This is a genomic window from Paraburkholderia piptadeniae (genome assembly GCF_900007165.1).
Lineage (GTDB): Bacteria > Pseudomonadota > Gammaproteobacteria > Burkholderiales > Burkholderiaceae > Paraburkholderia > Paraburkholderia piptadeniae.
This window is the reverse complement of sequence record NZ_CYGY02000039.1, coordinates 46,074-60,071: the sequence shown is the minus strand read 5'-3', so window position 1 is coordinate 60,071 and position 13,998 is coordinate 46,074. Positions and strand designations below refer to the sequence as shown.

The 13,998-nt window shown below is 62.4% G+C and carries 10 protein-coding genes and 1 pseudogene; 4 read left to right on the top strand and 7 right to left on the bottom strand.

The annotated features are described in order from the left end of the window. Positions 1 to 86 precede the first annotated feature (86 nt). Complete coding sequence (locus BN2476_RS21610; RefSeq protein WP_087736205.1) at positions 87 to 1,175, top strand: alcohol dehydrogenase family protein; 1,089 nt, start codon at positions 87 to 89, stop codon at positions 1,173 to 1,175. A 75-nt stretch (positions 1,176 to 1,250) separates the two neighbouring features. Here the strand turns inward: BN2476_RS21610 and BN2476_RS21605 are convergent, their stop codons facing one another. From BN2476_RS21605 to BN2476_RS21590, 4 genes are all read right to left on the bottom strand, one after another. Next, positions 1,251 to 2,192, bottom strand: a complete 942-nt coding sequence (locus BN2476_RS21605; RefSeq protein WP_087736204.1) for an ABC transporter substrate-binding protein — start codon at positions 2,190 to 2,192, stop codon at positions 1,251 to 1,253. 96 nt (positions 2,193 to 2,288) lie between these two features. Beyond that, the gene (locus BN2476_RS21600; RefSeq protein WP_087736203.1) at positions 2,289 to 3,317 is read right to left on the bottom strand and encodes an ABC transporter permease; all 1,029 of its coding nucleotides are present in this window, start codon (positions 3,315 to 3,317) and stop codon (positions 2,289 to 2,291) included. A gap of 19 nt (positions 3,318 to 3,336) precedes the next feature. Further along, complete coding sequence (locus BN2476_RS21595) at positions 3,337 to 4,848, bottom strand: sugar ABC transporter ATP-binding protein (protein ID WP_087736202.1); 1,512 nt, start codon at positions 4,846 to 4,848, stop codon at positions 3,337 to 3,339. Between the two features lie 226 nt (positions 4,849 to 5,074). Then, positions 5,075 to 5,836 carry a GntR family transcriptional regulator gene (locus BN2476_RS21590; RefSeq protein ID WP_087736201.1) on the bottom strand — a complete coding sequence of 254 codons (762 nt, stop codon included), beginning with the start codon at positions 5,834 to 5,836 and terminating at the stop codon, positions 5,075 to 5,077. A gap of 161 nt (positions 5,837 to 5,997) precedes the next feature. Between BN2476_RS21590 and BN2476_RS21585 the strand changes: the two genes are divergently transcribed. Then, complete coding sequence (locus BN2476_RS21585; protein ID WP_087736200.1) at positions 5,998 to 7,296, top strand: L-fuconate dehydratase; 1,299 nt, start codon at positions 5,998 to 6,000, stop codon at positions 7,294 to 7,296. A gap of 27 nt (positions 7,297 to 7,323) precedes the next feature. On the opposite strand, the gene BN2476_RS21580 is transcribed toward BN2476_RS21585, so the two are convergent. Next, a complete protein-coding gene (locus BN2476_RS21580; protein ID WP_087736199.1) occupies positions 7,324 to 7,998 on the bottom strand; it encodes a DUF4410 domain-containing protein in 675 nt (224 codons plus the stop codon). A gap of 333 nt (positions 7,999 to 8,331) precedes the next feature. Between BN2476_RS21580 and BN2476_RS21575 the strand changes: the two are divergent. Together BN2476_RS21575 and BN2476_RS21570 are read left to right on the top strand one after the other, a co-directional pair. After that, a pseudogene (locus BN2476_RS21575) lies at positions 8,332 to 8,787 on the top strand ((2Fe-2S)-binding protein); the annotation flags it as partial. A 165-nt stretch (positions 8,788 to 8,952) separates the two neighbouring features. Further along, on the top strand, positions 8,953 to 11,145 hold the full coding sequence (locus tag BN2476_RS21570; RefSeq protein ID WP_087736198.1) for a xanthine dehydrogenase family protein molybdopterin-binding subunit: 2,193 nt from the start codon (positions 8,953 to 8,955) through the stop codon (positions 11,143 to 11,145). A 135-nt stretch (positions 11,146 to 11,280) separates the two neighbouring features. Here the strand turns inward: BN2476_RS21570 and BN2476_RS21565 are convergent, their stop codons facing one another. Both BN2476_RS21565 and BN2476_RS21560 read right to left on the bottom strand, forming a co-directional pair. Next, on the bottom strand, positions 11,281 to 12,903 hold the full coding sequence (locus BN2476_RS21565) for an ATP-binding protein (protein WP_087736197.1): 1,623 nt from the start codon (positions 12,901 to 12,903) through the stop codon (positions 11,281 to 11,283). Between the two features lie 54 nt (positions 12,904 to 12,957). Then, positions 12,958 to 13,644 carry an alpha/beta hydrolase gene (locus BN2476_RS21560; protein ID WP_087736196.1) on the bottom strand — a complete coding sequence of 229 codons (687 nt, stop codon included), beginning with the start codon at positions 13,642 to 13,644 and terminating at the stop codon, positions 12,958 to 12,960. Positions 13,645 to 13,998 lie beyond the last annotated feature (354 nt).

The following is a 13,998-nucleotide window of genomic DNA, read 5'->3' as shown; positions in this document are numbered from 1 at the left end:
GCGCAAGCTGTTCATCAAGCCATAAAGCGGTAGCCCGGATGCAGGCGCAATCGCGCCGCGCATCCGCCAACGCCAAGAGGAGAACCATGCTTCCAAAGACAATGAAGGCGATCGTGCTCACCGCTCACGGAGGACTCGACAAGCTTGTGTATCGCGACGACGTGCCTGTTCCCTCCTGCAATGCGGGCGAAGTGCTGCTCGAAGTCACGGCTTGCGGGTTGAACAATACCGACGTATGGGTTCGCCAGGGCGCGTATGGCACGGACGACGATCCACAGGCCGTCTCCACCTGGCGTCGCGGCCGCTCGACGCTGACGTTCCCGCGCATTCAGGGGGCAGACATCGTCGGCCGGGTGGTTGCTGTCGGACGCGGAGTCAGCGACGCGCGCATCGGAGAACGTGTGATCGTCGACGCGTCGATCTACAACCGCGACGACGACAGCCTCGCCGATATCGACTACATCGGTCACGGTCGCGACGGCGGCTACGCCGAATACACAGTGGTGCCCGCAGAGAACGCGCATCGCGTCGACTCGCAATACACCGATGCAGAACTCGCTACGTTCTGGTGCGCATACCACACTGGCGAACAGATGATCGAGCGGGCCGCGGTCAAGAGCGGCGAAACGGTGCTGATTACGGGCGCTTCCGGCGGCGTCGGCTCCGGCATCATTCAACTGTGCCGCGCGCGCGGAGCGATTCCTTATGCCGTCGTCAGCAAGGGCAAGGAGGAGGCCGTGCTCAAGCTCGGCGCAGAAGGCGTGATGCTTCGCGACACCGAGGACTTCGCCGCGGACGTCGCACGAATGACAGATGGCCGGCCTATCGATGTCGTTGCCGATCTCGTCGGCGGTGCGCTGTTCGGAAAGCTGCTGAACGTGCTGCGCCCGGAAGGACGCTACACGACGGCGGGCGCGATCGCCGGGCCCGTCGTGCAACTCGACTTGCGCACGATGTATCTGAAGCAGCTTCAGCTGAACGGCTCTTCACAAGGCACGCGCGGCGCGTTCAAACGCGTGCTCCACTATATCGAGGCCGGCACGATCAAGCCGATTCTGGCCGCGACCTGGCCGTTGTCGCAGTTTCATGAAGCGCAAACGCAGTTCATGTCGAAGCGCTTCGTGGGCAACATCGTCGTGATTCCCGACAGGCACTACGCAAAAGCCGAGTCATAACGCCTGGCCCTCAGACGAAAAAAAGAGGAAGGGCCGCAGCCCTTCCTCTCTCTCAGAACGCACTACCGGCGCGCATCAGTCATACAGCACTGCGGAAATCTTCGGGTCGTTCATATTGCTCTTGTCGTACCAGTAGTACCCCGTGTCGACTTTCTTCGGCAGCTTCTCGCCTTTCAACGCCTTCACCGCAGAGTCGACGACGCATTTGCCGATCCCGATCGGGTTCTGCGTGATCGCGCCCGCCATCAGGCCCGACGTGATGTCCTCTTTTTGCTCCTTGCCCGAGTCGTAGCCGATCAGCACGAGTTTCTTGCCCGATTCCTTGACGCCGATTGCCGCGCCTTCCGCCGAGCCTTCGTTCGCGCCGAAAATGCCCTTGATATTCGGGTTGGCCTGAATCATCGCCTTGGCAATCTCCGCCGACTTCAAGTGATCGCCACCGCCATACTGGACCGAGACGATCTTGACGCCAGGATGCTTCGTCTTCATCTCGTTGAGAAAGCCGTCGCGGCGGTCGATACCCGTGCGGCTCGTCTGGTCGTGCACGATCACTCCGACCTCGCCCGAATTGCCGATCATCTCGGCCATCTTGTCGGCGGCGAGCGCGGCGGCCGCAAGGTTGTCCGTCGCGCAGGTCGTCAACGGGATGTTGCTGTCGACGCCCGAGTCGAACGCGATGACGGGGATCTTGCTTGACTGCGCGCGCTTGAGCAGCGGAATGGCCGCCTTGCTGTCGAGCGCGGCAATGCCGAGCGCCTGAGGTTTCTTCGCGAGCGCGGCCGAGAGCATGTCGATCTGCTTGTCGACCATCGCTTCCGTTTCCGGACCCTCGAAGGTGATCCTGACGTTCTGCTCCTTCGCAGCCTGTTCCGCGCCGGATTTCACGGCTTGCCAGAACTGGTGCTGAAAGCCCTTCGAGATGAGCGGAATATATGGCTCGTCCGCATACGCAAGACTGGTCGCGCCAGCTAGCGCACCGACACCGATCGCGATACTGATGAGTCTTCTTTTCAACATGGGGTTTCTCCTCCTAAGGTAGGCCATCAACCTCCAGCCGTTGAGGGAGCCTCTACGCGCTGCGTGCTCCCCTTCTTGATCTTGCCCCGTACTATGTCATCCGGCCTTCTTGCGTCGCAGGATATCAGCGTAGACCGCGAGAATGATAATGAGCCCCGTCACCACGATCTGCCATTCCTGGGCAACCGACATGATGCGCAGCCCGTTGGTCAGCACGCTCATGATGAATGCACCGATGATCGTGCCCAGTATCGTGCCCGAGCCGCCGCTAAGCGAAGTGCCGCCGATGACGACGGCGGCGATCGCTTCGAGTTCGTAGCCTTGGCCCAGCGCCGGCTGCGCCGAGTTCAGGCGCGACGCAATAAGCAGTCCGGCGACGCCGCAAATCGCGCCGCCCACGCTGTAGATCGCGATCTTCCAGCGGTCCACGTTCACGCCGGAAAGACGCACGGCCTCTTCATTGCTTCCGAGCGCAAACGTATAGCGGCCAAGCGCCGTGCGATTGAGCGCGATCGAACTCGCGATCGCAAGAGCGAAGAGGATCAGCACTGCATTCGGCACGGGCACGCTGGGCAGGAAATAGCCGATCAGCGAGTCCTGCGAAATCATGTAGAAGTTCTCGGTGTCGGTGAAATAGATTGGCTGGTCGGAGGACACGACGAGCGAAAGGCCTTTCAGCAACAGCATCATGCCTAGCGTCGCGATGAACGGCGGGATCTTCATTTTCGCGGTCAGCGTGCCCGATACGGTTCCGCAGACGGCACCCGTTGCAATTGCGGCGACCACGCCGATCCACATCGGCAAATGCCAGTACGTGAGAAACACGCCGCAAATGACGGCGGTAAAGGTCATCAACGTGCCGACGGACAGATCGATGCCCCCTGTGATGATGACGAACGTGCTCGCGATCGCCAGCACACCGTTGACGGCCGTCGCCTGCAAAATGCCGAGGATGTTGTCCATCTGCATGAATGCGGGCGAAGCGAAGCTGAAGAAGATCAGCAACAGGATCAGGCTCGTGAAGGCGAGCAGCTTTTGCAGGGCAGTCGGCGAAAAGACACGGGCTCTCAGACCCGACGTTCGTCTTTCGTTGGACAGCGCTGCAGTATCCGATGGCTGTGTCATGTACTTGACCTCTTGAGGATCAGGCTGCTTTCAAGGTTTCGCGCTGCGTCGCGAGATGCATGATGCGCTCTTGCGTCGCTTCGCTCGCGGACAGTTCGCCCGTGATGCGGCCTTCGCACATCACCACGATGCGATCGCTCATGCGCAGGATTTCCGGCAGTTCCGACGAGATCATCACAATTGCCTTGCCTTGCTCGGCGAGCGAGCGCAGCAGCTTGTAGATTTCACTCTTGGCGCCGACGTCGATGCCGCGTGTCGGCTCGTCGAAGAAGAGCACGTCGCAGTCCCGTTCGAGCCATTTCGCAATGACGATCTTCTGCTGGTTGCCGCCCGATAGAAGCCGCACAGGCTGTGTCGGGGAAGGCGTGCGGATCGCAAGCAGACTGATGAAGCGGGATGCCGCCTTGCGCATCTGCGTGCGGCGCAGGAAAAAGTTGAAGGACAGGAATTTGCCCAGGTCGGACATCACAATGTTCGATTCGACGTCCATCCCCGTTGCAAGGCCGAAGCGCTTGCGGTCCTCGGAAAGATAGCCGATGCCGCGCGCCACGGCGTCGCTTGGCCTTTTGATCACCGCCTTCGCGCCGTTCACGACGATCTCGCCGGATTCGACGGGATCGGCGCCGAACACCGCGCGCGCGACCTCGGTGCGGCCCGCGCCCATCAAGCCAGCAAAGCCCAATATCTCGCCTTTGCGCAGCGTAAAGCTGACGTCCTTGACGAGCGGGCCTGCGTTCAGGTGTTTCACTTCAAGCGCGATATCGCCGTGGTGCGTGCTGCCGTGCGTCGGCGTCACATCGGCCAGCGTGCGGCCCACCATCATGCCGATGATCGCCTGGACGCTGGTGTCGGCCGTGGCCACCGTCGCAACATATTCGCCATCGCGCAGCACCGTGACGCGATCGGAGATCTGCTTCAACTCATCCATCTTGTGCGAGATGTAGATGATCCCCACACCTCTTTCCTTCAACTGACGGATGATGCGAAAAAGCTCGGCGATCTCGGCCTCGTTGAGCGCGGAAGTGGGCTCGTCCATGATCAGCACGCGCGAATCGAACGACAACGCTTTCGCGATCTCGACCATCTGCTGACTCGCGACCGTCAGCGTGCCGACCACCTTGCGCGGGTCGAGCCTCACGTGCATGCGCGCGAGAATATCGGCTGCCTGCGCATTGAGCCGGTCTTCGTCGAGGAAGAGGCCGAGTCGTCCACGCGGCTCGCGTCCGATAAAAATGTTCTGCGCGACGCTCAGATGATTCATCAGTTGAAGTTCCTGATGAATGATGCCGATGCCGACGGCCTGCGCTTCGCGAGGCCACGTGAACTCGACGGGCTTGCCGTCATAGAGAATCTCGCCTGAATCGCGCGTATAAACGCCCGCGAGAATTTTCATCAGCGTCGACTTGCCGGCGCCGTTCTCGCCCATCAGTGCATGCACTTCGCCCGCCACGAGTTCGAACTGGACCTCATGAAGCGCCCTTACACCCGGAAAGCTCTTGCTAAGCTTGTTGACGGAAATGAGCGGTGTCATGACGCTGACCTGCCGACAAATAGCTGACGGCCGCCGGCTCCGGCGCGACGGGCAATGGCCTCGTCGCGCGAAGCGGACGGAAGAAGCGCTGGTCGTCGTTGTCTTTCAGGACTGGAAACAACATGAGAAGCCAGACACATTGCCGGGACCCCCTTGATCCCATGCAGCGAGCTTTGGCGCTGCATAAAAGTCGTTCAGGTGCGCGGATTCGTCATCGTGTGAGTCGTTACGGCCCAAAAAGATCCGGCCTTTCCTTCGCGGACCGGCGCAGCTCCGCAACCACCTGATCCAGATGACCGTGCATCGCTTTCGCCGCCGCGTCGGCCTTTCCGCCGCGAATCGCTTCGAAGATGATCTCGTGCTCCTCGAGCGTATGCACGAGCCGCTCGGGACTCGCGAGCAATTGCCTCGCGCGATCGAGTGCATTGCGCGACACCGCGACGATTTCCTTCACTCGCGGCAGATTGACGGCGTCGAGCAGGACTTCGTGAAAAGCCAGATCGAGTACATGAAACGCGAGACGTTCGCCACTCTTGACTGCTTTGCGCTGCTCGTCGAGATTGATTGCCAGTGCATCGAGCGTCGCCTTGTCGTGCATCAGCGCGACATCGCGCACGGTCTCGACTTCGAGCGCGCTACGGATGAACAGATGCTGACGGATGTCGTCGAGCGCGATCGGCTTGACGCGCGTGCCGCGCTGCGGAAGCACTTCGACGAGGCCCGCATGCGCGAGCCTTGCCAACGCAGCGGAAACCGGAAAGCGCGATACGCCCATCCGGTCGCAGACAGCAATCTTGTCGATCATCATCCCCGGTTCCAGCACCAGCGTCACGATCGCTTCTCTCAGCGCCTGTTCGACCGCGTCGGTCAGGCTGCCCCGCTCGCCGCCCCTGATCTTCGGCAATGCGTCATATGGATTACTGACGGCACTCGCTGCATCGGATGAAGTGCTCACGGCGCGCTTGATTTCCCTAAGACATGCTAGCATGCTAGGAAGTGAATGAAGTGTTGTCAACGCGTGCAAACGCTTAGTGAATACGCTCGGTGATTTCCCTTATCGGGTGCTTACGTGGCGCTTGCATGCACGAGCCGGTCCGTCTTTCTTCGCAGACGGAAGCCGATAGCCATCGCCCCCCGGAGGTTGCTCAGATGACCACGATCACCAGGCTGTCCGTTCGGGACATCCGCTTTCCCACTTCGCGTTCCCTCGATGGCTCCGACGCGATGAACGCCGCGCCGGACTACTCCGCTACTTACGTCACACTCGACACCGATTCGCCGAACAGGCTCGCGGGTCACGGCCTCACGTTCACGATCGGACGCGGCAATGAAATCTGCGTGGCGGCCGTCAATGCATTGGCGCCGCTCGTCGTCGGCAAGCGCCTCGAAGATATCGCCGCGAACATGGGCGCTTTCTGGCGCGAGGTGACATCGGATAGTCAGTTACGGTGGATCGGTCCGGATAAAGGCGCAATCCATCTGGCGACGGCGGCCGTCGTGAACGCGGTGTGGGACCTGTGGGCGAAGGCGGAAGGCAAGCCCGTGTGGAAGCTGCTCGTCGACATGAGCCCGGAAGAACTCGTGCGCTGTCTCGACTTCCGCTATGTGACGGACGCGATCACGCCGCACGAAGCCATCGCGATGCTGCATCGTCACGCGAGCACGAAAGGCGAGCGCGAAAAGGAAATGCTCGCGCACGGCTATCCGGCGTACACGACGTCGGCCGGCTGGCTCGGCTACGACGACGACAAGATCCGCCGGCTCGCGCGCGAAGGCGTCGCGCAGGGCTGGACGCACTTCAAGCAGAAAGTGGGCGGCAATCTCGAAGAGGACGTGCGGCGCGCGCGGATATTGCGCGAGGAGATCGGCGAGAACCTGAAGCTGATGATGGACGCGAATCAGGTATGGGACGTCGATGAAGCCGTCGCGAACATGCGGCGTCTCGCGGAGTTCGACCCGTGGTGGATCGAAGAGCCGACGAGCCCCGACGACATTCTCGGCCACGCGGCGATCCGCCAGCGCCTTCATCCCATCGGCGTCGCGACGGGCGAGCATTGCCACAACCGCGTGATGTTCAAGCAGTTGCTGCAGGCGCAGGCCATCGATTTTTGTCAGGTGGATAGCTGCCGCCTCGGCGGACTGAACGAGGTAATCGTCGTGCTGCTGATGGCGGCGAAGTTCGGCGTGCCCGTGTGTCCGCATGCGGGCGGCGTCGGATTGTGCGAGTACGTCCAGCATATTTCGCTGTTCGACTACATCTGCGTGTCGGCTTCGCTGGAAAACCGCGTGCTCGAATACGTCGATCATCTGCACGAGCACTTCGTCGATCCCGTCGTGATCCGCAACGGACACTACATGCCGCCGCAACGCCCGGGCTACAGCATCGAAATGAAGGCCGACTCGCTCGACAAGCACGTCTTTCCTGACGGCGAGGCGTGGCGAGTCTGAGAAACCGCGTTAGCCGGAGCGCCCCGCTCACTGCTGCGGCGCTTCGGCATGCCCTTTCATTCGCGCGACGACAGCATCGGCAACCTGTCCCGCAACCTCTTTGATGTTTGCCTTCTCGTCGTTGCCCGCCATCACATACCTTGCCGCTGCCACATAGGGATTGAGCTTGACCATCGCACCCGGCGCATGCTTGCCCGACTGACCTTCAATCTCCTGATAAAGCGGTTGCGGCGTCGGATTGGGCAACGCATCGATTGCGATCGCGAGTTCGATCTTGCCTTGTCCCGCGCCGAAGCCCACCACGGCGCGCCGCACGCGATTGCCCTCGTCCACGCTCAGGAATACGCCGCGCACCAGCAAGCCTTGGGCAGGCACTTCGGCGCCGCCGGGAAGATGGCGCGCATCGACGCCTTTGCTCCGCAAATCGGCAATCAGGGTATCGGACATCTCGGCTACGATCTGCCGGGACTTCGCCTGCGGGTCCTGCTGTGTCAGGTGCAGTGGCGACACGCTGCCTGCAAGGCGACGCGCCCTGCTCAGCCGGCTTTGGTCCGGCGTAACGTTGGCCGCATCGAGTTCGAAGTCGGAGACATAAACGGCCGTCGCCCCGGACATCACGCGCGCTTCCTGCGCGATTCCCACCGACGCGAATGCACAGAGCCAGATGGCCGCGAGCGAGCACTTCCTCGATCGATTGTTCATCGGCGGCTCTCCTGATCGTCGGGATCATGACGGAATCGACGCGCCATACGGCGAATATACGCCTCCCGCATCGCGCCGGCCGACGAACGGTCGCGCAGGATTAGGCAAGACTTCCAGAGTTTCCGAATAACAGAAAGCGCTCGCTTTGAGCCACACTCCACAGGTTCCCATTGCGTCGCCAGCGCCCCGCGCGCCGTGGCCGTGAAAGCACGGGCAATCGCAGCGAGCGCTTCGCCGCAGTTCTCCCGCCGTATGCCGCGGGCCGCGAATCGTCGGGAAACGCCACGCAATGCGCACGAACGGTCAGAACCCGAACCACACTCGGAGTCATTGATGTCCACCACTTTGGTTCTCAACGGCAAGTCCACGACACTGGACGCCGATCCCAACATGCCGCTGCTATGGGCGATCCGCGAAGTCGCGGGCCTGCACGGGACGAAGTTCGGCTGCGGCATGGCGCAATGCGGCGCGTGCACGGTCCATCTCGAAGGGCAGCCGATACGCTCGTGCATCACGCCGCTGTCGGCTGTCGAAGGCCGCCATGTCACGACGATCGAAGGTCTGCAAGGCAAGCCGGCCAAGGCCGTGCAGGCCGCATGGGTCAAGTTGCAGGTGCCGCAGTGCGGCTACTGCCAGTCCGGGCAGATCATGTCCGCGGCCGCGCTGCTCGCGCAAAACCCCAAGCCCACTGATGCCGATATCGACGCCGCGATGAGCGGCAACATCTGCCGTTGCGCGACGTACACGCGCATTCGCGCGGCGATTCACGATGCGGCTGGAGCGGTGCGCAATCAGGTTGCATCGGACGAGAGCGAGGCGCCGATTCTGGCCGAGCGCGTTGGCGCACATGGGACCACTGCAAGCGCTGAAGCGCTAACTCTGGTCGACCGCAGCGTCGTGCATGGGACCAGAGTAAGCGCTGAAGCGCTGACTCTGGTCGACAGGGGATAAACGATGACGACCGATATCGTTGATGTTCAGCGTCCGTCGCGACGCACGTTCCTGAAAGGCGCTGGCGCGGCGGCCGCGTTGGCGCTGACCGTCGGCTTCGAATGGGCCGGCACGTCGCGGCGCGCGGTCGCCGCTGAAACGGCGAGCAACACGTTCGCGCCGAACGCGTTTCTGCGCGTCGCCCCCGACGACAGCGTGACCGTGATCGCCAAGCACGTCGAGATGGGCCAAGGCGCGTACACGGGTATCGCGACGATCGTCGCCGAGGAACTCGATGCGGACTGGACGCACGTCCGCGTCGAAAGCGCGCCCGCCGATGCGAAGCGCTACGCGAATCTGGCGTTCGGCACGATACAGGGAACGGGCGGCAGTTCGGCGATGGCCAATTCGTGGATGCAGCTACGCGAAGCAGGCGCGAAGGCCCGCGTGATGCTCGTCACGGCGGCCGCGCAGCAATGGAAGGTGCCCGCGTCCGAGTTGCGCACGGAGCGCGGCGTCGTCTATCACGACGCGAGCGGCAAGCGCGCGACATACGGTTCGCTGTCGACGGCAGCGGCAGCGCTGCCCGTACCGGACCAGATCACGCTCAAGGACCCGAAAGATTTCAAGCTGATCGGCAGCCAGTCGCCGCGCGTCGACGTGCCGCCGAAAACCGACGGCACTGCGCAGTTCACGATCGACGTCACATTCCCCGGCATGCTCGTCGCCGTGATGCAGCGTCCGCCCCAGTTCGGCGCGACGGTGAAATCGTTCGATGCGTCGGCGGCCAGGGCGGTGCCCGGCGTCGTCGACGTGGTGCAGGTGCCGCGCGGCGTCGCCGTCGTCGGCAAGAGCTTCTGGGCCGCGAAGCAGGGCCGCGATGCGCTGAAGGTGGAATGGGACGACTCGCACGCGGAGAAGCGCAGCTCGGCAGACATCATGGCCGAGTATCGCAAGATCGCCAACAAGCCGGGCCTGCCCGCGCGCACCGAAGGCGACGCCTCGAAGGCGATCCAGGGCGCGGCGCGCAAGATTTCCGCGAGCTACGAGTTCCCGTATCTCGCACACGCGCCGATGGAGCCGCTCGATGCCGTCGTCAAGCTCACGGCCGACAGCTGCGAAATCTGGGCAGGCGACCAGTTCCAGACCATCGATCAGGGGAACGCCGCGCGCGCGGCGGGCTTGCAGCCGCAGCAGGTCAGCATTCACACGCTCTACGCGGGCGGCAGCTTCGGCAGGCGCGCGAATCCGGGCTCGGACTATATCTCCGAGGCCGTCTCGATCGCGAAGGCGCTCGGCGCGAACGGCACGCCCGTCAAGCTCCAATGGACGCGCGAGGACGACATCCGCGGCGGTCTCTATCGGCCGATGTATTTCCACAAGCTCGAAGCGGGACTCACGCGCGACGGCAAGCTCGTGGGCTGGCAACACCGAATCGTCGGGCAGTCGATCGTCGCCGACACGCCGTTTGCGGCAATGGTGAAGAACGGCATCGACGCAACGTCGGTGGAAGGCGCCGCGAACATCGCGTACGCGATTCCGAACATCTCGGTCCAACTGTCGACGACGCGCACGGGCGTGCCCGTGCTGTGGTGGCGCGTGGTCGGCAGCTCGCACACGGCCTATGCCATCGAGGCGTTCATGGACGAAGCGGCGCATGCGGCCGGCAAGGACCCGTACACGTTCCGGCGCGATTTGCTCGAACATCAGCCGCGCATGCGAGCGGTGCTCGATCTCGCCGCGCAGAAGGCGGGCTGGAGCAACAAGCCCTTGCCGCGCGGCAAGGGACGCGGCATCGCGGTCGCCGAAGCGTTCCACACGTTCGTCGCGCAGGTCGCCGAGGTCTCGATCGACAAGGACGGCAAGGTCAAGGTCGATCGCGTCGTCTGCGCGGTGGATTGCGGCACGGCGATCAACCCGGACGTGATCGCGGCGCAGATCGAAGGCGGCATCGGCTTCGGTCTGGGCGCGGTGTTGTATGGCGCGATCACGTTGAAGGACGGCCGCATTGAGCAGAACAACTTCGACGGCTATCGTGTGTTGCGCATCGACGCGATGCCGCAAGTCGAGGTGCACATCGTCCCTTCGACGGAAGCGCCGACGGGCATCGGCGAACCGGGCGTGGCGCCCATCGGGCCCGCAGTGGCGAATGCGATTTTCGCGGCCACGGGCAAGCGCGTTCATGCGCTGCCGTTGACGACGCAAAGTCTCGCGTGAAGAAAGTGACAAGCGCAGTCTTGTGATAGCCGGCCGGGCCATGTAAATGGTCCCGGCTCAACGGCCCTGGCTCGCTTGAAGCGTCAAGCCGTCATGTGCGCACCTCTGGCGTGAGCGTTACAGGCGCGCACTCCGTCACGCATGCCCGCGAAACATCGCACACGTCCTGAACGCCTGCTCCGATAGCGGAATCTGTTTCGCACGGCAATAGCGCGTCGTCAGCTTCAGCAGTTCCTTGATGTCCCGTCCGCTCGCTTTCGGATAAGCGCTCGTCAGCGTTTCGATCAGATCGTCGTCGATGTCCGCGCCCAACTGCTCGGCGAGCAGCTTCCATAGGCGGATCGCATCGTGCCTCGGCGGCGTCTCGTACTGGATCTTCGCGATGCAGCGCGACAGGATCGCGTCGTCGACATCGTCGATCCGGTTGGTCGTCATGAACAGCAAGCCGTTGAAGTACTCGAGCGTGCGCAGGAACTCCGCGACAATCGCGTTGTGCTCGAGGTCGTTGTCGCGGCGGCGGATGTAGACGTCGGCTTCGTCGAGCAGCAGGATCGCGTCCCAGCGCGTCGCGCGCTGCAATATGCCCGACAGCGTCGCGCCGACGGATGCCGCCGTCGTGCCGAGCTGCCCCGAGTGCACGCGGTACAACGGCTTGCCGACCACTTCCGAATAGATCTCCGCCGTCAGCGTCTTGCCGAGTCCGGGTGCGCCCTGGCAGAGAATCGTCGTGCCGCCCGACTTGCCCGGCACGAAGTCCTGCACGAATACGTTCAGCTTCGACGTCAGAATGTCGATCAGATCGCGATGATGCTCGGGCAGAACCAGCTTCTCGCGCAGTTCCGGCTGGTACTGGTACTCGGTCATGTTCTGCACATGCACCCAGATATTCCGGTGCCATTCCAGGTGATACAGGCAGACGTAGCAATGCAGCGGAACCGTGTCGAAGCCGCTGCCGACATTCGCGCCACGCCAGAAATCGGCGTCGGCTGTCATCTGAAAGCGGCGCTCCAGCGTCTCCTCGTCGTTGACGCACTTCGCACTCACGCCATCGACGATGTGCGTCAGCTCGGCAGCACCCTTCGCATCGACGGCAAACGCCGCTTTCGACACGACGAACTGCGCACCGAAGCGCGGTTGAAACTCCAGAAAGCGCTGCGCGTATCGCTCGTATTCGCGCTTGAATTCCGGGCACTCCTTGTAGAAGCCAAACTCGGCGAGCAACTCAGGGATCGTGCGGTTCGCGATGTCGAGACGGTTGAACACGAGCGATGTCGTCATGCCCGACAAGCGCATGTGCGGGTCGGTGTGCTCGGAGTTCGCCGATTGCATCGTGTTCGCCAGCATATCGACGACGACATACGGCATGCCCTGCTCAGGCTCGACATAACGCATGCGGCGCACGAGCCACGGCAGCAACGTGCCGTCCTTCGCGCGCTTGTACAGCCAGCCATCGATCGCATCGCGCGACAGATACGCGATCAAGCCCGGCACCAGCTGATCGAGGCCCGGAATCGTGCGTGCCTGCGGCGCGTTGTAGATGTTGTCGAGCGCGAGCATCTGGAACATCAACGCGCGCTCGTTGTTCGCCTTGCTCAGCGAATAGAGCGTATTCAAAGACTTCGAATCGAACAGCTTGCTCGACACCAGCATGTTGCCGTGACACGCGCCGTGCTGATTGAGCTGTCTGGCCAGCGGCGATTCGGATTCGATCATCGCGAGCAGAGGATGCACCAGTGATTCCGGAATTTCAAAGTCCATAAACGCACTCGTATCGGTTGTGGTCCGGTGACGCGGCGCTCGACTGCGCGCCAGCTAGCCGAGGAAGAACTGGATTGCCATGCCGACGACGGCAGGCTGGATCGCATGCAAGCCGTTGAATTCGACGTATTGCACGTCGTAGCCGGCCGACTTCAGCTTCGCTGCGTTCGCGCGGCCGCTGGTTTCGATGGGGAGCTGTTCGTCGCGCAATCCGTGCGCGATCAGCACCTTGGGTGCGCCCTCCTGCATGAAGACCGACATGAAGCCGCCGGAAAGTGCGATCACGTGGCTCGCGATGTCGCCGTTCGTGATGCCGATCGACAGCGCGTAGCTCGCGCCATCCGAGAAGCCTGCAAACGCGAGGCGGCTACGGTCGATGCGATAGCGGGTAGTCACTTCGACGAGCGCCCGATGTAGCCGCTCGAGGTCCGGACCGCTGCCGCCGATCACGATGTCCCACGTCAGGTACATCGAGTGCGGCGCGAGGACGAGGAACTTGTCGCGCTCGGCGTGCTCTTCGATGAACGGCAGCACCTTCTCCGGGAAGCCGCCCGCGCCATGGAACATCACGAACAGCGGCACGGACCCTTGCCTATCTTGTGTATCGAGGCCCGTCGGCACGAACAGAACCGCGTCGCGCTCATCGGCGATTCCCAGCCGATGACGGCCGGGCGGCAACGGGCCCTTGCCCGGCTCGGCGTGTATGAACGAAAGACGGCCAAACAGCGAGGGGTCGAACATTGCGGAACCTGGAGATGAACGCGCGTTGCGCGCGGTGATGGACGTTCCAGCCAGGAGAGCTTCTAGATATGTAATATATCACGATTAGTCTACGTGGATTCGTGTACTTCTGGAATCTCTCTCTCCGCGCTTCCTTCCTGCCCATGTCGATGTCGACACCTTAGCCCCACGACCTTCCGACCATGCCCTCGTCAGTTAGTGCACTAACGGAATCTTGACCTGGCAGGTGCCGTTGAGTACGCAGCGAAGTCTGATGAGCCAGTCGGAGAACCACAGACGAAAGACATTCGCAATATTCATGTTAGTAATTTGCAACATGCTTGCAGCCAACCTATCTTGATCACTGACCGGGTC

Excerpts from the sequence above, each read along its gene's own strand:
- BN2476_RS21610 (WP_087736205.1), top strand. The coding sequence starts at position 87 with ATGCTTCCAAAGACAATGAAGGCGATCGTGCTCACCGCTCACGGAGGA.
- BN2476_RS21605 (WP_087736204.1), bottom strand. The coding sequence starts at position 2,192 with ATGTTGAAAAGAAGACTCATCAGTATCGCGATCGGTGTCGGTGCGCTA.
- BN2476_RS21600 (WP_087736203.1), bottom strand. The coding sequence starts at position 3,317 with ATGACACAGCCATCGGATACTGCAGCGCTGTCCAACGAAAGACGAACG.
- BN2476_RS21595 (WP_087736202.1), bottom strand. The coding sequence starts at position 4,848 with ATGACACCGCTCATTTCCGTCAACAAGCTTAGCAAGAGCTTTCCGGGT.
- BN2476_RS21590 (WP_087736201.1), bottom strand. The coding sequence starts at position 5,836 with ATGCTAGCATGTCTTAGGGAAATCAAGCGCGCCGTGAGCACTTCATCC.
- BN2476_RS21585 (WP_087736200.1), top strand. The coding sequence starts at position 5,998 with ATGACCACGATCACCAGGCTGTCCGTTCGGGACATCCGCTTTCCCACT.
- BN2476_RS21580 (WP_087736199.1), bottom strand. The coding sequence starts at position 7,998 with ATGAACAATCGATCGAGGAAGTGCTCGCTCGCGGCCATCTGGCTCTGT.
- BN2476_RS21570 (WP_087736198.1), top strand. The coding sequence starts at position 8,953 with ATGACGACCGATATCGTTGATGTTCAGCGTCCGTCGCGACGCACGTTC.
- BN2476_RS21565 (WP_087736197.1), bottom strand. The coding sequence starts at position 12,903 with ATGGACTTTGAAATTCCGGAATCACTGGTGCATCCTCTGCTCGCGATG.
- BN2476_RS21560 (WP_087736196.1), bottom strand. The coding sequence starts at position 13,644 with ATGTTCGACCCCTCGCTGTTTGGCCGTCTTTCGTTCATACACGCCGAG.